Consider the following 22,097-nt stretch of genomic DNA (forward strand, 5'->3'; position numbering starts at 1 on the left):
CCAAACGTCGACCGGTGCGGTTGCATTGAAGGAGAAACCAATGACAAAAAAGCCAACCAATGGCCACGCGCCCGCCGGTAACGGCACCCGCCGCCATCTTCGCTCGCAGGATTGGTTCAACAACCCGCATAATCCGGGCATGACCGCGCTCTATCTGGAGCGCTATCTGAATTTCGGCCTGACCCGCGCCGAGTTGCAGTCCGGCAAGCCGATCATCGGCATCGCCCAGACCGGCAACGATCTCTCCCCCTGCAACCGCCATCATATCGAACTGGCCCACCGCGTCCGCGAAGGCATCCGCGAGGCCGGCGGCATCGCGATGGAATTCCCGACCCATCCGATCCAGGAAACCGGCAAGCGCCCGACCGCGGCACTCGACCGCAACCTCGCCTATCTTGGCCTGGTCGAGGTTCTCTACGGCTATCCGCTCGACGGCGTGGTGCTGACCACCGGCTGCGACAAGACCACGCCCGCCCTGATGATGGCGGCGGCGACCGTGAACCTGCCGGCGATCGTGCTGTCGGGCGGTCCAATGCTCAATGGCTGGCACAATGGCGAGCGCACGGGCTCGGGCACCATCGTCTGGAAGTCGCGCGAGCGGCTCGCCGCCGGCGAGATCGACTACGAAGAGTTCATGGAGATCGTGGCGTCCTCGGCGCCTTCGGTCGGTCATTGCAACACCATGGGCACGGCCTCGACCATGAACGGCCTTGCCGAAGCGCTGGGCTTCTCGCTGCCGGGATGCGCGGCGATCCCCGCCCCCTACCGCGAGCGCGGCCAGATCGCCTACGAGACGGGAAAGCGCGCCGTCGAGATGGTCTGGGAGGACCTCAAGCCCTCGGACATCCTGACCCGCAAGGCATTCGAGAACTGCATCGTCATCAACTCGGCGATCGGCGGCTCGACCAACGCGCCGATCCACATCAACGCGCTGGCACGTCACATCGGCGTGGAGCTGTCGATCGAGGACTGGCAGAAATACGGCCACGACGTGCCGCTGCTCGTCAACATGCAACCGGCCGGCTTCTATCTCGGCGAGGAATTCCACCGCGCCGGCGGCGTGCCGGCCGTGGTGCGCGAATTGATGAAGCACAAGCGCATCCATGAGGACGCGGTCACTGTCAACGGCCGCGGCATCGGCGAGAACTGCAAGGATGCGCCCGCCCCCGACAACGACGTGATCCGGGCCTATGACAAGCCGCTGGTGAAGGATGCCGGCTTCCTGGTGCTGAAGGGCAATCTGTTCGATTCCGCGATCATGAAGACCAGCGTGATCTCGAAGGAATTCCGCGATCGCTACCTGAACAACCCGAAGGACCCCAATGCCTTCGAAGGCCGCGCCATCGTGTTCGAGGGCCCGGAGGATTATCACGAGCGCATCGACGATGCCTCGCTCGACATCGACGAGCACTGCGTGCTGTTCATCCGCGGCACCGGCCCGATCGGCTACCCCGGCGGCGCCGAGGTCGTGAACATGCAGCCGCCGGCCGCACTGATCAAACGCGGCATCCTGTCCCTGCCCTGCATCGGCGACGGCCGCCAGTCCGGCACCTCGGGCTCGCCGTCGATCCTGAATGCTTCGCCGGAAGCGGCCGCCAATGGGGGCCTCGCGATCCTCAGGAACGGCGACAAGGTCCGCATCGACCTCAACAAGGGCAGCGCCAACATCCTGATCTCCGACGAGGAGCTGAAGAAGCGCCACGCCGAGCTCAAGGCCGCCGGCGGCTTCAAGCATCCGCCGAACCAGACGCCCTGGCAGGAGATCTATCGCAACACCGTCGGCCAGCAATCGACCGGCGCCTGCATGGAGCTCGCCACGCGCTACCAGAACATCGCCTCCGCGTTTGGCGTGCCGCGGGATAATCACTAGCAGCCGCACCGTCATTGCGAGCGAAGCGAAGCAATCCAGGGATATGTCCGCGGAGACAGTCTGGATTGCTTCGTCGCAAGAGCTCCTCGCAATGACGAGAAACCAACAGACCAATTTCAGGTGAGGAGAAAAACAAAATGGCAGACCGCCTCAAGGGCAAGCGCGCCGTCGTCACGGCAGCAGCGGCCGGCATCGGGCGCGCATGCGCGCTCGCATTCGCGCGCGAGGGCGCAACCGTCATCGCCACCGACATCAACGAAACAGGCATCGCCGATCTGGCCAGGCAAGGCATCGCCGAAGTCGCCAAGCTCGACGTCCGCAACACCGCCGACGTCAACGCTTTCGCAAAACGTATCGGCAAGATCGACATCCTGCTCAACGCCGCCGGCTTCGTGCATCACGGCACCATTCTGGAATGCTCGGAGGAGGATTTCGATTTCTCGTTCGACCTCAACGTCAAGTCGATGCACCGGACCATCAAGGCCTTCCTGCCCGACATGATCGCAGGCGGCGGCGGCAGCATCGTCAACATCTCGTCCTGTGCGGCGCTGCGGCCGCCGGCGAACCGCTACGTCTACAGCTCCTCGAAGGCGGCGGTGTCGCTGCTGTCGCGCGCCGTCGCGCTCGACTTCATCACCAAGGGCATCCGCTGCAATTCGATCTGCCCCGGCACCGTCGAGACCCCCTCGATGCTCGATCGCGCCGCCGCGCAAGGCTCGCAGGGCAAGGAGATGTTCATCTCCCGCCAGAAGATGGGCCGGCTCGGCACCGCCGACGAAATCGCCAACATGGCGATCTATCTCGGCAGCGACGAGAGCGCCTTTACCACCGGCGTCGATCTCGTCGTCGACGGCGGCTACATGCTCTGACGCCCAAAGGGATCACGTCTGATGAACAAGATTGATCTCAACGACCGCGTCGCGATCGTCACCGGCGGCGCGCAGGGCTTTGGCCGCGCCATCACCGAGCGCTTCGTCGCCTCCGGCGCCAAGGTCGCGATCTGGGACTTTGACTCAGCGTTGGCCGAGAAGACCGCGAAAGAGATCGGTGACAACGTCCGCGTCTTCGAGGTCGACGTCACCGACACATCAGGCGTCGAGCAGGCACGCGATGCGACGCTTGCCGCATTCGGCAGGATCGACATCCTCGTCAACAATGCCGGCATCGCCGGTGTCAACAAGCCCGTCTGGGAAACCGATCTCGAGGAATGGCGAAAGGTCCTCCGCATCAACCTCGAGGGTCCCTTCATCGTCTGCAAGGCCGTCGTGCCCGTGATGCTCAAGCAGAAATACGGGCGCATCGTGAACATCGCCTCGATCGCCGGCAAGGAAGGCAATCCGAACGCCGCGCACTATTCAGCCTCGAAGGCCGGCCTGATCGCGCTGACGAAGTCGCTCGGCAAGGAGCTCGCCGCACATGACATTCTGGTGAATGCGGTGACGCCGGCAGCGGCGAAGACCGCGATCTTCGACCAGATGACGCAACAGCATATCGATTTCATGCTGTCGAAAATACCCAAGGCGCGTTTCGTGCTGGTGGAAGAGCTCGCGGCGATGGCGGCGTGGCTCGCATCTCAGGATTGTGCCTTCTCCACAGGCGCGGTCTTTGATATTTCCGGAGGCCGGGCGACCTACTGAGACATCGATGGTCCGCCCGAGGAGGCAGACCATGTCGCTCGGACGTCGGGACTTTGTGAAGCTCGCAGCGGGCGCCGGCGCGCTGCCGCTGTTCTCGTGGAGTGCACGTGCGCAGCTCGCGCCGAACCCGCCGAGCATCCGTCCGCCCTCGCCGACTGAGCGCGCCGCGATGGGCCGGCTGGCGCAAGCCTTCATGGACAAGTTCGACGTCCCGGGGCTCTCCTTTGCGATCGGCTATGCCGGGACGATCGTGCACCAGGCCGCCTTCGGCGTTGCCGATCGCGAGCAGAACGAAGCCGTCACGCCGCAGCATCTGTTCCGCATCGCCAGCGTCAGCAAGATGATCACCTCGGTCACGCTGTTCCGGCTGATCGAGCAGAACCGCGTCAGGCTCGGCGACCGCGTGTTCGGGCCCGGCGCGCTGCTCGGCACCGATTACGGCGGCCCGCCCTATTCGCCCGGTATCGACCAGATCACGCTGGAGCAGCTCCTGACCCACACCGGCGGCGGCTGGACCAATGACAACCGCGATCCCATGTTCACGCATCCGCACATGGACCACGCGCAGCTGATCACGTGGACGCTGGCCAACCGGCCGCTCGACCATCCGCCGGGCCAGCATTACGCCTACTCGAATTTCGGCTATTGCGTGCTGGGCAGGGTCATCGAGAAGCTCACCGGCCAGCACTATGCCGAGCACGTTCGCACGGAAGTGCTCGGCCGTTGCGGCATCACCAACATGTCGATATCAGGCAACACACGCGATCAGCGCCAACAGGGCGAAGTCGCCTATTACTGCAAGGTCGAGAGTCCCTACGACATGAACGTCCGCCGGATGGATTCCCATGGCGGCTGGATCGCGACGCCGACGGATCTCGTGCAATTCCTGATGCATGTCGACGGCTATTCGCGGCCGGCGAACATCCTGCGCCCGCGCACCATCGAAATCATGACGACGGCACCGAGCTACAGCCCGGACTATGCGAAAGGTTTTAATATCAACAAATCGGGCAATTGGTGGCACAATGGCAGCCTGCCCGGGACCAGCACGATCGCGGTCAGGACCCATGGCGGCTTCTGCTGGGCCGCCTTCACCAATGTGAGCCGGCCGAATACCAAGATGGATGACGAACTCGATGAACTTAACTGGAACATGGCGCGGCAAGTCAGCGGATGGCGGGTGGTCTGAGCCATGATCCGCGAAGGTGGATGCCTCTGTGGCGCAGTGCGATTCAAGGCCGAAGGCGAGCCGCTGAACGTGCGCGTCTGTCATTGCCGCATGTGCCAGAAGGCGATGGGCTCGCCCTATTTCGCCCGCGCCCAGTTCGACCAGAAAATGCTGACCGTCGAGGGTGACACCGGCCGCTACAAGTCGTCCGAAGCGATCGATCGCGTGTTCTGCAAGACCTGCGGCACACGACTGTTCTCCTGGCGGCGCAACGGCACGCTGGCGGGCGTTGCGCTCGCGACCTTCGACGACCGCAATGCCTTCGCGCCCACCGAGCACATCTGGGTCTCCGAAAAGCTCACCTGGGTGAAGCTCGACGACGGCCTGAAGCAGTATCAGGGGACGATACCGGCCTGACGTCAGGGCTGATTTGAAACGGTGACAGTTGCGGCCTGAACGCGCCGCCCCGTCGTCGTCGCCAACCAGATCCCGGCGAACACCGCGACGATGCCGGCCGCGAGATTCCAGCGCAGCGGCTCGTTCAGCAGCCAGGTGCCGACCAGCGATGCCGTGACCGGATTGACCGTCACCGAGATCGCCACGCGCGTCGGCGTCGTCCGCTCCAGCGCGAACGCCCAGAGATAGAAGGTCAGCGCGGCACCGAAGGCGCCGAGATAGAGCGCGGCCAGCCATTGCGGCGTGCCGAAACTTGCGACGGGCGCGAAGCTGCCTCGGAAACCTGCAAGCAGGATGAGGCAGGCAGCCCCCGCGGCCATGCTCATGGTCGTAAATCCGATCGGGCTGGAGCGCCGGATCAGCGGCTTCGACCAGATGCCGTACAGCGCCATGCACAGCGCAGCCGCCATCATCAGGAGATCACCGCGCCAGGCGCCCGGCGGCGCCGAGCCCAGATCGGCAAGCAGCGCGACGGCAACGCCAAGCGTTGCCACCATGACACCAATCGACTTGCGCCAGCTCAGGGCTTCGCTGCCGAGCACCGCGCCGATCACGAGCGTCAACAGCGGCAGCGTCGACAGCGCGAGCGCCCCGCGCGCGGCCGTCGTGAAGATCAGCGATGCGTTGAACAGGATCGGAAACAGCGCGAAGAACAGGATGCCGAGCCCGACAGCGGCACGCCACTCGCCTCGCCCCGGCCAGCGATCGCCACGCAGCATTGTCAGCGGCAGCAGCAGCAGAAAGCCGATGCCAAACCGGAACGAGCCGATTGCCAGCGGATCGATGCTGCCGACCAGATAGCGCGTGGCGCCGATCGAGGTGCCGCCGAGCGCGCTCGACAGCACGGCAGCCAAAACTCCGAAAATCTCGCCCACAATTCCTCCCCGGCCGACGCGTTCGCGGACAGCATAAGGGGCGTGCCGAAACGGGGAATGGAATTTCCGTCATGCTGGGATAACGTTCGGTGATGACCGCGCCCGAACTCGATCCCGACCTGCTCAAGGCTTTTCTCGCCGTCGCCGAGCATGGCTCGTTCACGCGCGCGGCCAATCGGCTCAACCGGACCCAGTCGGCGGTCAGCGTGCAGGTCAGGCGCCTCGAGGAGCGGCTCGGCACGAAACTGTTTCAGCGCAATCGCTCCGGCGTCGTGCCGACCGCGGAGGGCGACGAACTGCGCGCCTATGCACAGCGCATCCTTGCGCTTCATGCGGAAGCGGTCGGCGCGTTACGCGCGCGCAAGCCGGAAGCCGTCATCCGCCTCGGCGTGATGGACGATTACGGCACCATCGTCGTTCCGCCCCTGCTCGCGAGCTTTGCCAAAATCCATCCGGCGGTGCGGATCGAGATCGAGACCGGGCTGACCGCGACCATGCCGGCCCGGCTCGGCGAGGCCTATGACCTCGTTATCGCCATGCATCCGCAAGGACGTGGCGATGGCGAACTGTTGCGGCGCGAGCAGGCGGTGTGGGCAGCCGATGCCTCTTGCCGCGTCACGGCGGAAGACACCCTGCCCGTCGCGCTCTATCCGCCGGGCTGCCTGTTTCGCCAATGGGCCGCGGAGGCGCTCGATCGCATCGGCCGGCCGTGGCGGCTGGCCTTCGTCAGCCGAACCTTGGCGGCCGTGGAATCGATCGCAGCGCAGGGCCTTGCGGTCACCGTGGTCAAGGCCGGCACCCTGCCGCCCCGCCTGCGCCCGCTCGGTCCGCGCGATGGCCTGCCGCCGCTGCCGGCGGCGGACATCCGCCTCCATCGCGCGCGCGATCTGACGCGCCCGGCGGCGCTGCTCGCCGACGTTTTGCAGCGTGGCATTTCGGAACCGGCCATCCTATGTTGACCTGAAGCGTTGCTGCACCTCCGGTTGGTCGTCTGCAAGGCGACAGGCAAACCGGGTTAGATGCGGCGTGAACATTTCCTTCTATGACCTCTCGGTGTGGGTGCTGCCGGTCCTGCTCGCCATCACCTTCCATGAAGCCGCGCACGGCTTCGTTGCGCACCGTCTCGGCGACAACACCGCCTGGCAGCTCGGTCGCGTCAGCTTCAACCCGCTCCGCCACATCGACCCGTTCGGCACGCTCATTTTGCCGGCGATGCTGCTGTTTGCGCATTCGCCGTTCCTGTTCGGCTATGCCAAGCCCGTGCCGGTGAATTTTCGCAATCTCAACCATCCGAAGCTGGACATGGTCTGGGTCGCCCTCGCCGGTCCCGTCACCAACATCCTGCTGGCGCTCGCAGCCGGCCTTGCCCTCCACGCCCTGCCCTGGGTGCCGGCCGGTTCGGCGCAATGGATCTTCGACAACCTCAAGAATGCCCTGCTGATCAACGCCGTGCTGGCCGTCTTCAACATGATGCCGATCCCGCCGCTCGATGGCGGGCGGGTCGCGGTCGGGCTGTTGCCGCGGCCGCTCGCCGTGCCCCTGTCCAGGCTCGAGCCCTACGGCATGATGATCCTGATCGCGCTCCTGATCCTGCTGCCGCTGGCGGGTTCCCAGTTCGGTCTAAATCTTGATGTTATTTCAGCAATACTGCGAACGTTGACCGGTCATGTGATTCAAGCTGTTCTCTTTGCGACCGGCAATGCGTAGTTGAAGCCACACACCCGACCCTGCACTTGAAGACAAAGCCGAAGGGCTAGAGGCCAACTTGGTCAAAGCTGCCGATATGCTGATCGCGCGACGTGCCGACACCCGTGCCCGCGCCGATTTCGCCACCTGGAAGATGATGGCCAAGCTGAATGGGTTGTCGGCGCTGCCCCCGGACGCGCAAGGCTTCCTCGACGGTTACAAGAAGCTGCTGGATCGCATGAGCGAGGCCGAAGCGACCGAAGCCGCCATCGCCGAGGTCTACAAATCCTATTATCTGGAAATGGGCGGCGGAGGGAACCCACCCGACGTCAGAACCCGGCCGGCCGAGCCCGTGGCGGACAATGTTACCGCCTTCCGGCGTCCCGCGCCCAAACCCAAGAAGGCCGGCTTCTTCGGTACTACCGCAGTGGGAGGAAAGCGCCCCCTCCCGGTGGTGCTGATCTTTGCCTGCCTGGTCGTGGTCTATGTCGGGATCAAGTTCTACTGGCGCTGAGCGCCATCGAGCTATTTCGCCGGCTTCTTGAAGTTCACCGGAAGGTTGAACGAAAACTGATCCTCGGTCAGTTCGGCCGGTGGAACCGGCACCGGATCAGAGCGGCGCACCATCGAGATAGCCGCCTCGTCAAAGGCGGGATCGCCCGAGGACTCCGCGACCTCGACCGAAACGACATTGCCGCGGCGATTCAGGACCAGGTTGAGCTTGACCGTCGTCGTCTTGATCTTGTCCTTGGTATTGATCCTGTCCTTGGGATAGCGCTTGTGAATCTCGAAATAGGCACTGATCCGCTTGCCCCAATTGGCCGTCAGCTCGCCGATATCCTTGCCGATGCCCTGATGAGGCGCGGCGGCCTTCTCGTCCTCGCGCGCGTTCTCATTCAATGCTTGTCGCGCCGATTCCTGGGCGTTCGGCATCTCCTCGACGGCCTGGGTTTCGACCTTGGCAACCTTCGTAGTCTCCTCGACCGGCTTCTTGGAGTCGTTCTCGGTGACGAGGCGGTCCGGGTCTTCGGCCTCCTGGGGGACTTCCTTCGGCAGGTCGGTCTCTTTCACCTCGGCCTGCTGTTGCTTCTGCTGCGGCTGGTACTGCGAGGCTTCGCTGTCCGGGCCGGGCGGCAGATCCGTGTCGGGGAGTTTTGGCGAGGTCAGTTCCACGGCGTATTCCGCGCCGTTGGCGCCAAGACCATCGTTACCGTCGTCGGCACGCAGGTTGGCGAGCGCCAGCGCGGCCCCGCCAAGATGCAGGCCGATCGCGGCGACGGCGGCCAGGATCCACAACGTCCGCGAGGATTTGGCTTCGAACACAGGGTCGGTCATCGCACCGCCATCAGGGTTGGACTGCCCCTTGCGCCGGCCCAGCCGCCGCAGCAGGTCCCTCGAGCGCCACCAGCTTGATGCGAGAATAGCCGCCGGATCGAAGTATTTCCATGACGCCCATCAACTCGCCGTAAGGCACGGACTTGTCGGCCCGCAGGAACACATATTTGTCCTTGCCCATGTCGGCGATGGCGTCGAGCGAGCTGACGAGGTCCGTCCGCTTGACCGCATTTTCGCCGATCGCCAGCGTCAGATCAGGCTTGATGCTGACATAGGTCGGCTTGTCCGGCTTCTTCTGCGGCGTGGCGCTCGACGTCGGCAGGTCGATCGGCAGATCGACCGTCGACAGTGGGGCAGCGACCATGAAGATGATCAGCAGCACCAGGATGACGTCGATGAACGGCGTGACGTTGATGTCATGCGTTTCCGAGAAATCGTCGTCGTCATCGACGTCGTTGAGCGAGACCGCCATGGCTCACTCCGCCGCGCGCGAATGCGCACCGCCGTGGCTGCGATCGAGATCGCGCGACAACAGCCGCGCCGCAGCCCCCGAGGCGCGGCTGACGAGCTCCAGATAGCCTTTCGTCACGCGCGAGAAGTGATTGTAGATGATGACGGCAGGAATGGCGGCGACGAGGCCGATGGCGGTGGCAAGCAGCGCCTCGGCGATGCCGGGCGCGACCACAGCCAGATTCGTCGTCTGCGACTTCGAGATGCCGATGAAACTGTTCATGATGCCCCAGACGGTGCCGAACAGACCGACGAAGGGTGATGTCGAGCCGATGGTCGCGAGGAAACCCATGCCGATGCGAATGCGGCGCGCTTCGGCGCGCACGATCTCGGCGAAGCTCGAGGCCGCGCGCTCCTTGATGCCGCTGTCGCTGGAGAGCCCGGCCGACATCCGCGCCTCGCGCAGTGCAGCTGCCAGGAAGGACGGCAGGACGCCTCGCTTGGTGCCGAGCGCCATCTGCGCTTCAGCAAGCGAGCGCACCTCGGCGATCTTCTTCAGTGCCGAGCGCAGCCTCGTGGAGGCGACCGACAGCTCGATCGACTTTGCGATGAAGACCGTCCAGGTCACGAGCGAGGCTAAGGCGAGCCCGATCATCACCGCCTTCACGATGACGTCCGCCGACATGAACATCACCCAGGGCGACAACTCCTTCATGCCGGGCACGCCAACGGTCACGGTACCGGGCTTCGCGACCGAAGCAGAGGGCCATACCGTCTGGGGAGAAGGAGCGGCCGCGGCGGGAGGGGTCGAAGGCGCAGGCGCGGCAGCCGGCGGCGCGGGCGCTGGACTGGCGGCAGGCGCCTGAACGGCCGGCGGCGTGGCTGCCGGGCTCTGTGTCTGGGCAGAAACAGGGACTGTGAGCCAGCCAGCCGTCAGCAGCACGGCTGCAGCGAGGCTTGGCTGGAAAGACTTGATCTTCATACTTCGGCCCAGGTGCGAATGAGGTTGTGATAGATACCCGTCAATTTGACCGTTTCGGGATCATCACGCCCGAACCGTGCCACCAAGGCCTGAATGGCGGTGTCCAGGTCGAAGATCATGCTACGGGCTTGATCGTCACGTATCATGCTCTGAAGCCAGAAGAAAGACGCAACCCGCGCCCCCCGGGTCACAGGCGTGACCAGATGCAGGCTGGTCGAGGGATAGAGCACGCAGTCCCCGGCTGGCAACTTCACGTCGTGCGAACCGTAGGTGTCCTCGATCACGAGTTCGCCACCGTCGTAATCCTCGGGCTCGCTGAGGAACAGCGTGACCGACAGATCCGTGCGGATGCGAAGCCCGGTCAGGCGGTCGCCGCGGATCGCGTTGTCGACATGCAGGCCGAAATGGTGGCCGCTGTCCGCCGCATAGCGGTTGAACAGCGGCGGAAAGATCTGGAGCGGGATCGCAGCGGCGAGAAATCGCGGGTTCGCCGTCAGCGCCGAGATGATCCGATGGCCGAGCCTGCGCGCGACCTCGCTATCCGGCGGCAACTGCTCGTTGCGCTTGACCATTGCCGACTGCGCGCCCGCGGTGGAACGGCCGTCTTCCCATTCGCTGGCGTCCATGATGCGGCGGAACTCCGCCACATCATCCTTGCTCAGAACGCCGTCTATACATGTCAGCATGACACCTCGTCATATCTCCGTCAGTAGCGCGCCGAGATCGTCAGATACGCGGCGCGTCCGGGTGCTTCCAGGACGAAGGGCGCGGCGCTTTGGTAAAGCGCGTCGTAGTATCGCTTGTCGAAGATGTTGTTCACCGCCAGCTTCAACCGCCAGTTCTTGTTGATCTTCGCCTCCGTGAACGCGTCAAATCGCCAATAGCCCGGGATCGACGTGCCCTGGTTGGCCGCGAGCAAGGTGCCGCCGTAGATTTGCGAGCGGTACACCGCCTGCCCGCCCAGCTCCCAGACATCGTTGAACTGGTACTTCGAGAGCAGGCTGAACGACTGATGAGCGATGTTGGCAAGCGGCCGGCCAACATTGGTCGGATAAAGCGCAAGATTGGCCGACGGTGCCAGCGACTTGATCACCTCCGACTGCATCAACACTAGGCCGCCGGACAGACTCCATTTGTCGGTGATGTTGCCGCCCACGCCGAGATCGATGCCGCGGATCCGGTAGGCTGCGCCGGCAGTGATGCAGGACACGGTGGTCGCGGGAGCAACGGGAGCATAGGTGCAGCCGAGCGGCGCTGCGGCAGCCGCACTCCCGACATTCTGCGCCTCGCGCGCGTTTTCCTTCTCGGTCTGGAACAACGCGGCCGTCACCAACAGATGACGATCGAGCAGCTCCCACTTCGTGCCGAGTTCGATCGCCTTGTTCTTCTCCGGGCCAAAAATCTGGGTGTTCCCGCCGGCCAAAGTGGGATTGACGCCGCCATAGGCCGTGCTGGTGCCGTCGAACTCGGCGCCGACAGGATTCGAAGAGGTCGCGTAGGCGACGTAGACGCTGCCGTTCGGCAAAGGCTTCAACGTGAGCCCGAGGTTGAAGCTCGGGATCAGGAATTCCGCCGACTGCTGACCAAAGGCACCGGCCGTCGAGTATCCTGATGTCTTGAGGCTGTAGTCGTCATAGCGAAAGCCGCCATTGAGGATCAGCAAGTCGCGGTAGTTCGCGGAATCGACGACGTATCCGCTCGTGGTGTCGATGCCGATCTTGGTTGGCCTGCCCGTGAGGCCACCCGGGACCGGGAACGGATTGTCGGTGGCTTGCGGATAAAAGACGCTGACGCCGGACGTCGATCCGCCGCCGGTGAAAGGCGTCGTTCCCGTCGTAATCTCGGAGGCAAGCCCGGTGTAGCTGTCGATCGACGATCGTTCTCTGTCATATTCGATGCCCGCAAGCAGCGTGTGCCTGAAACCGGCGACATCGTTGAACTTGTAGGTCGCTTCGGTCTGATTGGCGAACACGTCCGTCGCCTGGTAGCGGCTCTGCGGGTTGGCCGTGAGCGTATAGGCCGTGAACGGAGCTCCCGCAGCAAGCTTCGGCGACTCCGGCAATGTGCCGATGTAGTTCTGCGTCGAGTGCGACTCCCTGATCTTGTTGCTGAGCATCAGGTCAGGCGTGATCTGGACCTCGGCGTTGACGGTGCCGATGTCCTGGCCGGTCCGATAGAAGTCGCGATTGACGAAGCCGTAGAAATTGTTGCGATTGACACCGAAGTCCGGGAACGGGCCACCGGCGGTCGAAGCCGTGCTTGGCCGATAATACGGCACGCCGAAGTCAGGCATTCCGGTCAATTCAGTGTGGATGTAGTTGCTCGTGATCTTGATCGCATCGGTCGGTTTCCAGGTGGTGGCCACGAAGGCGCCATCGCGGTTGTCGGTCACCCTGCTTCGGCCCGCAACATTGGCATCCTGGAAAAGGCCTGCCGTACGGATTGCGAAGGTGGGATCGACGACCTGGTTGACGTCCAGCGTCACACGCTTGGTCTGGTCGGTACCAAACGTGGTGTCCATGTTGTAAAAGCTCTTCTCCGTCGTGGCCTGCTTGGTGACGATGTTGATCGCGCCGCCTGCCGTACCACGGCCGGCGAAGGACGAGGCCGGACCGCGCAGGATCTCGACCTGTTCGGTGAAGAAGTTCTCGCGAACGCTGACGCCGGCATCCCGCATGCCGTCAATGAAGATGTCGTTGCGCGCGTCGAAGCCGCGAATGAAGAAGCGGTCACCGAAGGCATTGCCGCCCTCGCCGGTGCCGAGCGTGACGCCGGCGGTGCTCAGGATCGCCTGCTTCAACGACGTGGCGCTCTTGTCTTCCAGCAGCTCCTTCGACAGCACCGTCACGGATCGCGGCGTGTCGACCAGCTTCTCCGGGAATTTCCCCGAGGCCTGCATGTGATCGACCTTGTAGGGCGCAGCCGGATCCGCATAGGGATTGCGGTCCGGAGCACCGGGACTCGGGTTGACGACCGGCGCCTGGGCCGCCTGCTGACGTTGTTGAGCGGCACGACGCAGCGCGTTGCGGGCGCGCACCTGATCGGGCGTCGGCTTCGCCGCGGTGGAGCGCGGCCGCTCCTTCGGCGCATCAACATTCACGGGCGGCAGGTTTGTCTGCTGTGCCTGCGCCCCGCTCGAGACCGACGCAACCGCAATCAGGCTTGCGACAGTGGAAGCAGTCTTGCCAGCCGCGCCATCGAAATTTCCGACAAATGCTTGCCGTGCCGCGGTCGAACGCAACGACCGCGGTGCCATCGCCATACCCATTCTACGCCCCATTCCCATTGCTGCAGTCTGTCGCACCGTGACAGCGCGACACACAGGTCGTATCGAGCGAGGCAAAGCGGGTCAACGCAATCACGGCATCAACGACGTTGAATCCATCCAGATCAAAACGATTCTAAGTTCGAGTTTGAAACCGTTCTAAACTCGCGTTCGTAAGCGCTCTAAACTGGAGATGCACAACACGCGCGACGAGTGATGAGGCGGTGCTATCGGCCGCAAAAAATAGGGTCAATGCGACGAGGGCCGCACCAGCACTTGAATAGGTCTGATCAACGCGAATCTAAGAATTCGATTTCGAACAGCCGAACTGTCGCGCGACAGATTGATCCAGCAGGACAGTGCAGCGCTTGTCTCCGCACATCGTCTCGCGCAGCCTCAGTCGCTGCTCGTCAGTCGCTGCTTGGCGGCTTCATCAGCGAGAACAATTCGTCGACGGTGCGCTGCGCGGTCGCGCGTACGCGATCGGAGTTGTCCATGCCGGCGATGTTGACGCCGCCGACGACGGCTTTGATCTCGTCGCGGAAGTCGGTGAGGAAGCGCAAGGGATCGCGCTGCTCGTTGGCGACGCGTGCGATCAACCCGGTGATCAGAATCTGGCACGCGATCAGCTTGCCGTTCAGCTCGTCCATTCCTTACTCCCGATGTGGCGGCGCTGATATGGACGAGGCTGATTTGGCTGACAACCGAAACGCGGCTCAGGCGGATTAGAACCGTTCTCGCAAAGCCAAATCCGCGCCACTCGCCAGGCGTGTGCGCGCGCATCTCTCGCACGCTGCGCCTACGCCGCCCGCGAGCATTTCCTCTCGTCTGCACGCTCGTCGTTCGCCACGGGAAAATGAAGCACTGCACACCGGCGCATCACCCGTTTGCCTACGGGGTGCAAAGCTTTCCAATTGTTTAGGATTATCAACGGATAGTGCTGTTTACACTGGAACTTGGCGTGTATTATACAAGCCGTTCTGGAACCCTTTGATAGCCCCGCAATTCGTTGTTTTGGGCATACAAGCCGATACGCTCACATATGAAAAAGTCGCGGCCAATCCTGTGGATTGTCATCATCGCAGCTGTGGCCGGTGGCGGCTATTACGGCTGGCAGAGATATCAGGCGGCTGAGGCCGCAAAGGTCCAGACGGCCCAAAAGGGTCCGCCGCGGGCGCCCGCGGTGCCGGTGAGCATCGCGCCGGTCCAGAAAGCCGACTTTCCGGTCTATCTGACCGGCCTCGGCACCGTTCAGGGCTTCAACACCGTACAAGTCCGGACCCGGGTCGACGGCCAGATCGACAAGATCGCCTTCACCGAGGGCCAAATGGTCAAGCAGGGCGAGCTTCTGGTCTCGATCGATCCCCGCCCCTATCACGCCACGCTCGACCAGGCCAAAGCCAAGAAGGCGCAGGACGAGGCTAGCTTGGCCAATGCCAATCTCGAACTCCAACGTGCGATGAAGCTCGGCGAATTCGCGACCGTGCAGCGGGTCGATACACAGCGCTCGACCGTTGCCCAACTCGCCGCCCAGATCGCCGCCGACGAAGCCGCGATCGCCAACGCCCAGACCCAGCTCGACTACACCCAGATCCAGTCGCCGATCACCGGCGTCGCCGGCCTGCGCCAGGTCGACATCGGCAACATCGTCAACGCCTCGACCCAGACCGGCATCGTCACCATCGCCCAGGTCGAACCGATCACCGTGATCTTCACGGCGCCGGAGGACCAGCTGCCCTATATCAGCGAGGGCCAGAGGTCCGGCGAGCTCAAGGTGATCGCGTTCACCACCGACGGAAAGAAGACGCTGGCCGAAGGCAAGCTCGCCGTGATCAACAACCAGGTTGATACGACCAGCGGGACTATCAGGCTCAAGGCGGTGTTCGACAACAAGGAACATACGCTTTGGCCGGGGCAATCAGTGTCGACACGCCTCTTGGTACGGACCCTGAAGGATGCGACCATCGTCCCCGATGACGCCGTCCTGCATTCGACCAATGGCCTTTACGCTTATACCGTCAGCCAGGACAACAAGGCCGAGGCGCGCAAGATCAAGGTGAACTACTCCATCGACGGACGTTCGGTCGTCGAGGAGGGATTGAGCCCCGGTCAGCAGGTCATCACCGGCGGTCAGTACAAGGTGCAGCCCGGCAGTCTCGTTTCGACGGCCGTGGCGAGTTCGGATCCGGTTCAGAAAAGCAAGGTTCAGCAGGAATGACCGAAGGCGGGATTTCGGCACCCTTCATCCGTTATCCCATCGGCACATCGCTGCTGATGGCCGGCATTCTCTTTGTCGGTCTCGTCGCCTATCCCCTGCTGCCGGTCGCGCCGCTGCCGCAGGTGGACTTCCCGACCATCCAGATCACGGCCAATTTGCCGGGCGGCAGCCCGGAGACGATGGCCTCGTCCGTCGCGCAGCCGCTGGAGCGTCAGTTCGCCCAGATTCCAGGCATCGCGCAGATGACCTCGACGAGCTATCTGGGCACCGCGTCGGTCACCATTCAGTTCGACCTCAACCGCAGCATCGACGGCGCCGCCAACGATGTGCAGGGCGCCATCAACGCCGCCAGCGGCCAGTTGCCGAAGAACCTGCCCTCGCCGCCGACCTATCGCAAGGTCAACCCGGCCGATTCGCCGATCCTGCTGCTGTCCGCGACATCGGACACGCTGCCCCTGACCACCGTCAGCGATTCGATCGACGCCCAGCTCGCCCAGCAGATCAGCCAGATCTCCGGCGTCGCCCAAGTGTTCATCGGCGGCCAGCAGAAGCCCTCGGTCCGCGTGCAGATCGATCCGGCGAAACTCGTGGCCAAGGGCCTGTCGCTCGAAGACGTCCGCAGTGCAATCGGCATCACCACGGTGGATAGCCCGAAGGGCAATATCGACGGCGACAAGCGCGCCTACACGATCTACGCCAACGACCAATTGTTGCAGTCCAAGGACTGGAACGACGTCATCATCGCCTACCGCAACGGCGGCCCGTTACGGATCAGGGACATCGGCCAGGCGGTCACCGGTCCCGAAGACGCCAAACAAGCGGCCTGGGCCAACGGCAAGCGCGGCGTGTTCCTGGTGGTGTTCAAACAGCCGGGCGCCAACGTCATCGAGACCGTCGACAGGATCAAGGCGACCCTCCCCCGACTCGTTGCGGCGATCCCGCCCGCGATCAAGATCGAGGTCATCAGCGACCGCACCACGACCATCCGCGCGGCCGTCGAGGACGTCCAGTTCACGCTCATCCTCACCATCGCCCTCGTGGTCATGGTCATCTTCGTCTTCCTGCGCAGCTTCTGGGCGACGGTCATTCCCACCGTGACGGTTCCGCTGGCGCTGCTGGGCGCCTGCGCCCTGATGTGGGCGTTCGGTTATTCGCTCGACAATCTATCGCTGATGGCGCTTACGATCGCGGTGGGCTTCGTGGTCGACGACGCTATCGTGATGCTCGAGAACATCACGCGCTACATCGAGGAAGGCGAAAAGCCGCTCGCCGCCGCCTTCAGAGGCTCCAAGGAAATCGGCTTCACCATCGTCTCGATCTCGATCTCGCTGGTCGCGGTGCTGATCCCGCTGCTCTTGATGGGCGGCATCATCGGCCGCCTGTTCCGCGAATTCGCGGTGGTGCTGGCGATGACGATCTTTGTTTCCATGTTCGTGTCGCTCACGCTGACCCCGATGATGGCCTCGCGCTTCCTGCGCGCCCATGGTGAGGTCACCCACGGCAAGTTCTATCAGTGGAGCGAGCGCGCCTTCGACGCGATGCTGCGCGGCTACGAATATGGGCTCGACCACGCCATGGCCTGGCGGCGCACAACGCTGGTGATCTTCTTCGCCACGCTCGGCCTGTCGGTATACCTCTTCATCCTGATCCCGAAGGGCTTCTTTCCGCAGCAGGACGTCGGCCTGATCACCGCGACCTCGGAAGCCTCGCAGGACATCTCCTTCGCCGAGATGCAGCGCCGCCAGGTCGAACTCGGCCAGATCGTGATCGCCGATCCCGCCGTCGCGTCGGTGGCGATGAACATCGGCGGCAGCGGCCGCGCCGGCAACAACGGCAACATGTTCATCACGCTGAAGGCACGCGATCAGCGCGAGGCATCCGCGCAGCAGATCATCGCGCGGCTGCGCCCCAAGCTCGAAAAGGTCGCCGGCGCCCGCCTCTATATGCAGGCCGCCCAGGACGTCCGCCTCGGCGGCCGTCCGACGCGCACACAGTTCGAGTTCACCTTGCAGGACGCCGATCTCGGCGAGCTCAATTCGTGGGCGCCCAAGATCCTCGCCAAAATGCAGACGCTGCCGGAGCTGCGCGACGTTGCGACCGACCAGCAGACCCAGGGCACCACGGTCCAGCTCAAGATCAACCGCGACACCGCCTCGCGCTACGGCATCCAGCCGCAGCTGATCGACGACACGCTGTATGACGCCTTCGGCCAGCGCCAAGTCGCCCAGTATTTCACGCAACTCAACAGCTATCACGTGATTCTGGAAATCCTGCCTGAGTTGCAGGGCAACCTGGATTCGTTGAACAAGCTCTACCTGAAATCGCCGCTGACCGGCGACCAGGTGCCGCTGTCGACCTTTGCGACCTGGACCACCGATCCGGTCCGCCCGCTCTCGATCAGCCACCAGGGCCAGTTCCCGGCGATCACGATCAGCTTCAACCTCGCCCAGGGCGTGGCGCTCGGCCAGGCCACGGAGTCCGTTCAGAAGGCGATGGCCGAACTCGGCGCGCCGCCGACGCTCAATTCGAGCTTCCAGGGCACCGCGCAGGCGTTCCAGCAATCGCTCGGCACCGTGCCGCTGCTGATCCTCGCGGCGCTGGTCGTGGTCTATCTGATCCTGGGCATCCTCTACGAGAGCTACATCCACCCGATCACGATTCTGTCGACCCTGCCCTCGGCCGGCGTCGGCGCGCTCGCGATCCTGATGGCGGCCGGCTTCGAGTTCAGCCTCATCGCCTTGATCGGCGTCATCCTGCTGATCGGCATCGTCAAGAAGAACGGCATCATGATGGTCGATTTCGCCATCGCTGCCGAGCGCGACGGGAAGACGCCGGAGGAATCGATCCGGCAGGCCGCGCTGCTGCGTTTCCGCCCGATCATGATGACGACGATGGCAGCGCTGCTCGGCGGCGTGCCGCTGATGCTCGGCCACGGCACCGGCGCCGAGATCCGCCAGCCGCTCGGCTACGCCATGGTCGGCGGCCTGATCGTCAGCCAGGCGCTGACGCTGTTCACAACGCCGGTCGTCTATCTCTATCTCGACAAGTTCTCGAACCTGTTCAAGAGCCATTCGGCCGAAGATGAAGGGCACCTGGCGTCCGAGCACGGCACCGTCAAGGAAGCCGCCGAGTAACTTGCGTCGCGCGCTTCGCAACGCTACAGCGAGACCCTCGGTTCACGCCAACGCGGTCTCGCCATGCCCATGCAATCCAGACTTGTCGCTCTCGCCGTCGCTTCCCTGATGTCGACGAGCGTTGCGTATGCCCAGCAGGGCGCCAGGAAGAACGCAGCTCCCGCTGCCCCGGCTGCCGCACAGCCCGCGCCGACCCAGCCGCAGGCCCAACCCCAGACCGAGGGCACGCCGCCGCAACCAGGCTGGATCGCGCGCTGCACCAGCGCGAGCCGCGATGCGCCGCTCGAATGCGCGATCGAGCAGAGCGCCGTCCTGACCAAGACCGGTCAGACCATCGTCCTCATCAACATCCGCATCGCGCCGGACACCCGCACGCCGGTCGCACTGCTGCAGCTGCCGCTCGGCCTCAATCTTCCGCTCGGCGCCAAGCTTCAAGTGGACGAAGGCAAGACGGTCGACCTGCAGATCCAGACCTGCGAGAATCGCGGCTGCTACGCCTCGACGCCGATCGCGCCGGACCTGCTCGCTGCCTTGCGCTCGGGCAAGCAACTGAAGGTCTCCTTCCAGAACATGGCGAAGGAAATGATCGCGATCCCAATGCCGCTGACCGATTTCGCGGCTGCCTACGACAAGATCAAGTAACGGTCTCCTCCGTTTTCCGTCGGGGCGCACGCCTTTCTCGCCTCGTCATTGCCGCGCCATCTGGGCATTTCCGACGGCCTCGCCGTCGAGCGTCTGATCGTTGTGCATGGTGACGGTGACGCGAAGCAATCGACCGTCGAATTCGAAGGGCGACTCGTAGTGCGACACCGGGCTGCCGCGGTCGCGGCCGATGTCCAGGCCCGACCACGAGATCAGCGTATGGAAACCGAGCTGGGTCTGGAGCGAGCCGGCCTTCTCGCCATCGATCAGGAGAGTGTACTCGGTAACCCCGGTGCGCGAGCCCCTGGCCGGCGGCTCCTTGCGCAGCAGACGCTCGACGTGAACGCCAAGGCGACGCGCGCCCAGCACCTTGCGGTCGGAGCGCACGATTTGATGGCTGCCGCCGATGTTGAGGTCGTGCACAAGATGGCCGTCCTTGACATAGAGGCTATACCCCGACGTCGCATCGCCGTGCGCAATCAGGACGCCGCTGCCACCGGCGTCCTCGATCTCGACATGCGCCTCAATCGTGTAGCTGCGGCTGCGCACATCGGGAGCAACATCGGTCGGCACATGGCCCATCCCATGGTGGAAGACGAAATGATGGCGCGCGCCGTGGAAGCGTGCGGCGTTCTCGGCAAAACGCGGACCGAAACGGTCGTCGAGCGGAAGCACGTTGTGCTTTTCCGCTTCGGCCCACCATGTCGCGATCATCTGCGCCAGCCGTTCCGGCTCTTTCGCGGCGAGATCGTCGGTCTCGGAGAAATCCCGATCGAGGTGAAACAGCTCCCATTTGTCGTTCTCGAACGGCGTGCCCGGCGGATGGTAGGCGACCGCTTTCCAGCCGTCCTGCCAGAGGCCGCGATGGCCGAACATTTCGAAATATTGCGCTGATGTTTTCGACGGCGCTGACGCATTCGCGATGGAGCGCGCAAAGCTCTCGCCTTCAAGCGGCATTTGGCGGCAGCCGGCGATCTCGGCTGGCGCTGCGATGCCGATCAGCTCGAGCAGCGTCGGCGTGAGATCACAGGCGTGGACGAACTGGTGGCGCAGCTCGCCTTTGGCTGCAATGCGCTTCGGCCAATTGATGACGAAGGGATCGCGGATGCCGCCGCCATGGGTGTTCTGCTTGTAGCGCCGCAGCGGCGTGTTGGAGGCCATGGCCCAGCCATGGGGGAAATTGCTGTGGGTGTCGGGCCCCCCGATATCGTCGATGCGGGCGAGCTTCTCCGCGATCGGTTCCGGCTTGAAGTTGAACGGCCCCATCGCATTGACGAAGCCGAGCGGGCCACCCTCCTGGCTCGCGCCATTGTCGGACATCACGATGATGACGGTGTTGTCGCGGATGCCTGCCGTCTCCAGGAACGCGACGAGGCGCGCCAGATGCCGGTCGGAATGGTCGAGCATGCCGGCGAAGGCCGCCTGCAGCCGCGTGAACACCCGGCGTTCGTCGGCCGAATGCTCCTCCCACGCTTTTACGCCGTCGTTGCGCGGCGGCATCCGCGTGTCTGTCGGCACCAGTCCCATCGCCTTCTGGCGCGCCAGACGCTGCTCGCGCTCGACGTCCCAGCCGTGCGCGAAGGCGGCGTCGTAGCTGCGAATGATATCCATGGGCGCCTGATGCGGCGCGTGGCAGGCCCCGAGCGCAAGCCAGGTCAGCCAGGGAACATCAGGACGGTCGGCGACATGATCGCCGATGAAACGGATCGACTGGTCGATCAGATCCTCGGTCAGATGATAGCCGTCGGCATAGGTGCCGGGAGGATCGATGTGCGTGTTGTCAGAGACCAGCTCAGGCGCGTACTGGTCGGTCTCGGCGTCGAGGAAGCCGTAGAAGCGGTCGAACCCACGGCCCAGCGGCCAACCGTCGAATGGCCCCGTTGCACCGCTCTCGGTCAGGGGCGTGACGTGCCATTTGCCGACCATGTAGTTGCGATAGCCGTGGGTGCGCAGCATCTCGGCGAGCGTGCCCGCCTCGCGCGCGATCTTGCCGCGATAGCCAGGATAGCCGGAATCGAAATTGGCGAGGCACCCGACACCCACCGAATGATGATTTCGCCCGGTGAGCAGCGCCGCGCGCGTCGTCGAGCACATCGCGGTGGTGTGGAAACCGGAATAACGCAGGCCCTCGGCCGCGAGCCTGTCGATGGTGGGCGTCTTGATCGCCGATCCGTAGCAGCCGAAATCGGAGAAGCCGACGTCGTCGAACAGGACGACCAGAATGTTCGGCGCGCCCGCGGGCGGCCTCGGCGCCTCCGGCCACCATGGCTTTGACTCTGCAACCGTCTTGCCGACGGTGCCACGGAACGGCGTGCCGCTGCCTGCGCTCATTTGTTGCTCCCTGTCTGGCCATCGCGGTTGACCCGCGGCGCGTCTCAT

General features: G+C 63.9%; 19 protein-coding genes. 11 read left to right on the top strand and 8 right to left on the bottom strand.

Annotation, left to right across the window (positions count from 1 at the left end; translation table 11 throughout):
- Positions 1 to 40: 40 nt before the first annotated feature.
- From JQ621_RS05315 to JQ621_RS05335, 5 genes are all read left to right on the top strand, one after another.
- Positions 41 to 1,870, top strand: coding sequence for an IlvD/Edd family dehydratase (locus JQ621_RS05315; RefSeq protein ID WP_212233336.1), 1,830 nt, complete (start codon positions 41 to 43; stop codon positions 1,868 to 1,870).
- A 137-nt stretch (positions 1,871 to 2,007) separates the two neighbouring features.
- Complete coding sequence (locus JQ621_RS05320) at positions 2,008 to 2,739, top strand: SDR family oxidoreductase (RefSeq protein ID WP_212233337.1); 732 nt, start codon at positions 2,008 to 2,010, stop codon at positions 2,737 to 2,739.
- 21 nt (positions 2,740 to 2,760) lie between these two features.
- Entirely contained in the window at positions 2,761 to 3,507 is a 747-nt protein-coding gene (locus JQ621_RS05325; RefSeq protein ID WP_212233338.1) for an SDR family NAD(P)-dependent oxidoreductase, read from the top strand.
- Positions 3,508 to 3,538: 31 nt separating this feature from the next.
- Positions 3,539 to 4,696 (top strand): serine hydrolase domain-containing protein, encoded by a 1,158-nt coding sequence (locus JQ621_RS05330; protein ID WP_212233339.1) that lies wholly within the window; start codon positions 3,539 to 3,541, stop codon positions 4,694 to 4,696.
- 3 nt (positions 4,697 to 4,699) lie between these two features.
- A complete protein-coding gene (locus JQ621_RS05335; RefSeq protein ID WP_212233340.1) occupies positions 4,700 to 5,092 on the top strand; it encodes a GFA family protein in 393 nt (130 codons plus the stop codon).
- A 2-nt stretch (positions 5,093 to 5,094) separates the two neighbouring features.
- On the opposite strand, the gene JQ621_RS05340 is transcribed toward JQ621_RS05335, so the two are convergent.
- Positions 5,095 to 6,006 (bottom strand): DMT family transporter, encoded by a 912-nt coding sequence (locus JQ621_RS05340; RefSeq protein WP_212233341.1) that lies wholly within the window; start codon positions 6,004 to 6,006, stop codon positions 5,095 to 5,097.
- Positions 6,007 to 6,098: 92 nt separating this feature from the next.
- Here JQ621_RS05340 and JQ621_RS05345 point away from each other — a divergent pair, with 92 nt between their 5' ends.
- From JQ621_RS05345 to JQ621_RS05355, 3 genes are all read left to right on the top strand, one after another.
- The gene (locus tag JQ621_RS05345; protein ID WP_212233342.1) at positions 6,099 to 6,965 is read left to right on the top strand and encodes a LysR family transcriptional regulator; all 867 of its coding nucleotides are present in this window, start codon (positions 6,099 to 6,101) and stop codon (positions 6,963 to 6,965) included.
- A 67-nt stretch (positions 6,966 to 7,032) separates the two neighbouring features.
- On the top strand, positions 7,033 to 7,713 hold the full coding sequence (locus tag JQ621_RS05350) for a site-2 protease family protein (RefSeq protein ID WP_212233343.1): 681 nt from the start codon (positions 7,033 to 7,035) through the stop codon (positions 7,711 to 7,713).
- Positions 7,714 to 7,789: 76 nt separating this feature from the next.
- Positions 7,790 to 8,206 carry a hypothetical protein gene (locus JQ621_RS05355; protein ID WP_212233808.1) on the top strand — a complete coding sequence of 139 codons (417 nt, stop codon included), beginning with the start codon at positions 7,790 to 7,792 and terminating at the stop codon, positions 8,204 to 8,206.
- Positions 8,207 to 8,217: 11 nt separating this feature from the next.
- Here the strand turns inward: JQ621_RS05355 and tolA are convergent, their stop codons facing one another.
- The 6 genes from tolA to JQ621_RS05385 form a co-directional block, all read right to left on the bottom strand.
- The gene (gene tolA / locus JQ621_RS05360; protein ID WP_212233344.1) at positions 8,218 to 9,027 is read right to left on the bottom strand and encodes a cell envelope integrity protein TolA; all 810 of its coding nucleotides are present in this window, start codon (positions 9,025 to 9,027) and stop codon (positions 8,218 to 8,220) included.
- A 10-nt stretch (positions 9,028 to 9,037) separates the two neighbouring features.
- Positions 9,038 to 9,499, bottom strand: coding sequence for a TonB system transport protein ExbD (gene exbD, locus JQ621_RS05365; protein WP_212233345.1), 462 nt, complete (start codon positions 9,497 to 9,499; stop codon positions 9,038 to 9,040).
- A 3-nt stretch (positions 9,500 to 9,502) separates the two neighbouring features.
- Entirely contained in the window at positions 9,503 to 10,459 is a 957-nt protein-coding gene (gene exbB / locus JQ621_RS05370; protein ID WP_212233346.1) for a tonB-system energizer ExbB, read from the bottom strand.
- Positions 10,456 to 11,145: a Fe2+-dependent dioxygenase gene (locus tag JQ621_RS05375; RefSeq protein ID WP_212233347.1), complete on the bottom strand. Its 690-nt coding sequence runs from the start codon at positions 11,143 to 11,145 to the stop codon at positions 10,456 to 10,458. Before JQ621_RS05375 ends, exbB begins: the two co-directional genes overlap by 4 nt.
- A 20-nt stretch (positions 11,146 to 11,165) precedes the next feature.
- Complete coding sequence (locus JQ621_RS05380; RefSeq protein ID WP_212233348.1) at positions 11,166 to 13,727, bottom strand: TonB-dependent receptor; 2,562 nt, start codon at positions 13,725 to 13,727, stop codon at positions 11,166 to 11,168.
- Between the two features lie 407 nt (positions 13,728 to 14,134).
- Positions 14,135 to 14,374 (bottom strand): hypothetical protein, encoded by a 240-nt coding sequence (locus JQ621_RS05385; RefSeq protein WP_212233349.1) that lies wholly within the window; start codon positions 14,372 to 14,374, stop codon positions 14,135 to 14,137.
- A gap of 392 nt (positions 14,375 to 14,766) precedes the next feature.
- Between JQ621_RS05385 and JQ621_RS05390 the strand changes: the two genes are divergently transcribed.
- The 3 genes from JQ621_RS05390 (at position 14,767) to JQ621_RS05400 (ending at position 19,718) form a co-directional block, all read left to right on the top strand.
- Positions 14,767 to 15,942: an efflux RND transporter periplasmic adaptor subunit gene (locus JQ621_RS05390; protein WP_212233350.1), complete on the top strand. Its 1,176-nt coding sequence runs from the start codon at positions 14,767 to 14,769 to the stop codon at positions 15,940 to 15,942.
- On the top strand, positions 15,939 to 19,076 hold the full coding sequence (locus JQ621_RS05395; protein ID WP_212233351.1) for an efflux RND transporter permease subunit: 3,138 nt from the start codon (positions 15,939 to 15,941) through the stop codon (positions 19,074 to 19,076). The genes JQ621_RS05390 and JQ621_RS05395 overlap by 4 nt, the downstream gene beginning before the upstream one ends.
- A 63-nt stretch (positions 19,077 to 19,139) precedes the next feature.
- Positions 19,140 to 19,718, top strand: coding sequence for an invasion associated locus B family protein (locus tag JQ621_RS05400; protein ID WP_212233352.1), 579 nt, complete (start codon positions 19,140 to 19,142; stop codon positions 19,716 to 19,718).
- 45 nt (positions 19,719 to 19,763) lie between these two features.
- On the opposite strand, the gene JQ621_RS05405 is transcribed toward JQ621_RS05400, so the two are convergent.
- On the bottom strand, positions 19,764 to 22,049 hold the full coding sequence (locus tag JQ621_RS05405) for an arylsulfatase (RefSeq protein WP_212233353.1): 2,286 nt from the start codon (positions 22,047 to 22,049) through the stop codon (positions 19,764 to 19,766).
- Positions 22,050 to 22,097: the final 48 nt, after the last annotated feature.

Source organism: Bradyrhizobium manausense (assembly GCF_018129685.1).
GTDB lineage: Bacteria > Pseudomonadota > Alphaproteobacteria > Rhizobiales > Xanthobacteraceae > Bradyrhizobium > Bradyrhizobium manausense_D.

Excerpts from the sequence above, each read along its gene's own strand:
- JQ621_RS05400 (WP_212233352.1), top strand. The coding sequence starts at position 19,140 with ATGCCCATGCAATCCAGACTTGTCGCTCTCGCCGTCGCTTCCCTGATG.
- JQ621_RS05315 (WP_212233336.1), top strand. The coding sequence starts at position 41 with ATGACAAAAAAGCCAACCAATGGCCACGCGCCCGCCGGTAACGGCACC.
- JQ621_RS05345 (WP_212233342.1), top strand. The coding sequence starts at position 6,099 with ATGACCGCGCCCGAACTCGATCCCGACCTGCTCAAGGCTTTTCTCGCC.
- JQ621_RS05405 (WP_212233353.1), bottom strand. The coding sequence starts at position 22,049 with ATGAGCGCAGGCAGCGGCACGCCGTTCCGTGGCACCGTCGGCAAGACG.
- JQ621_RS05375 (WP_212233347.1), bottom strand. The coding sequence starts at position 11,145 with ATGCTGACATGTATAGACGGCGTTCTGAGCAAGGATGATGTGGCGGAG.
- JQ621_RS05395 (WP_212233351.1), top strand. The coding sequence starts at position 15,939 with ATGACCGAAGGCGGGATTTCGGCACCCTTCATCCGTTATCCCATCGGC.
- exbD (WP_212233345.1), bottom strand. The coding sequence starts at position 9,499 with ATGGCGGTCTCGCTCAACGACGTCGATGACGACGACGATTTCTCGGAA.
- JQ621_RS05380 (WP_212233348.1), bottom strand. The coding sequence starts at position 13,727 with ATGGGTATGGCGATGGCACCGCGGTCGTTGCGTTCGACCGCGGCACGG.
- exbB (WP_212233346.1), bottom strand. The coding sequence starts at position 10,459 with ATGAAGATCAAGTCTTTCCAGCCAAGCCTCGCTGCAGCCGTGCTGCTG.
- JQ621_RS05325 (WP_212233338.1), top strand. The coding sequence starts at position 2,761 with ATGAACAAGATTGATCTCAACGACCGCGTCGCGATCGTCACCGGCGGC.
- JQ621_RS05320 (WP_212233337.1), top strand. The coding sequence starts at position 2,008 with ATGGCAGACCGCCTCAAGGGCAAGCGCGCCGTCGTCACGGCAGCAGCG.
- JQ621_RS05335 (WP_212233340.1), top strand. The coding sequence starts at position 4,700 with ATGATCCGCGAAGGTGGATGCCTCTGTGGCGCAGTGCGATTCAAGGCC.
- JQ621_RS05385 (WP_212233349.1), bottom strand. The coding sequence starts at position 14,374 with ATGGACGAGCTGAACGGCAAGCTGATCGCGTGCCAGATTCTGATCACC.
- JQ621_RS05330 (WP_212233339.1), top strand. The coding sequence starts at position 3,539 with ATGTCGCTCGGACGTCGGGACTTTGTGAAGCTCGCAGCGGGCGCCGGC.
- tolA (WP_212233344.1), bottom strand. The coding sequence starts at position 9,027 with ATGACCGACCCTGTGTTCGAAGCCAAATCCTCGCGGACGTTGTGGATC.
- JQ621_RS05355 (WP_212233808.1), top strand. The coding sequence starts at position 7,790 with ATGCTGATCGCGCGACGTGCCGACACCCGTGCCCGCGCCGATTTCGCC.
- JQ621_RS05390 (WP_212233350.1), top strand. The coding sequence starts at position 14,767 with ATGAAAAAGTCGCGGCCAATCCTGTGGATTGTCATCATCGCAGCTGTG.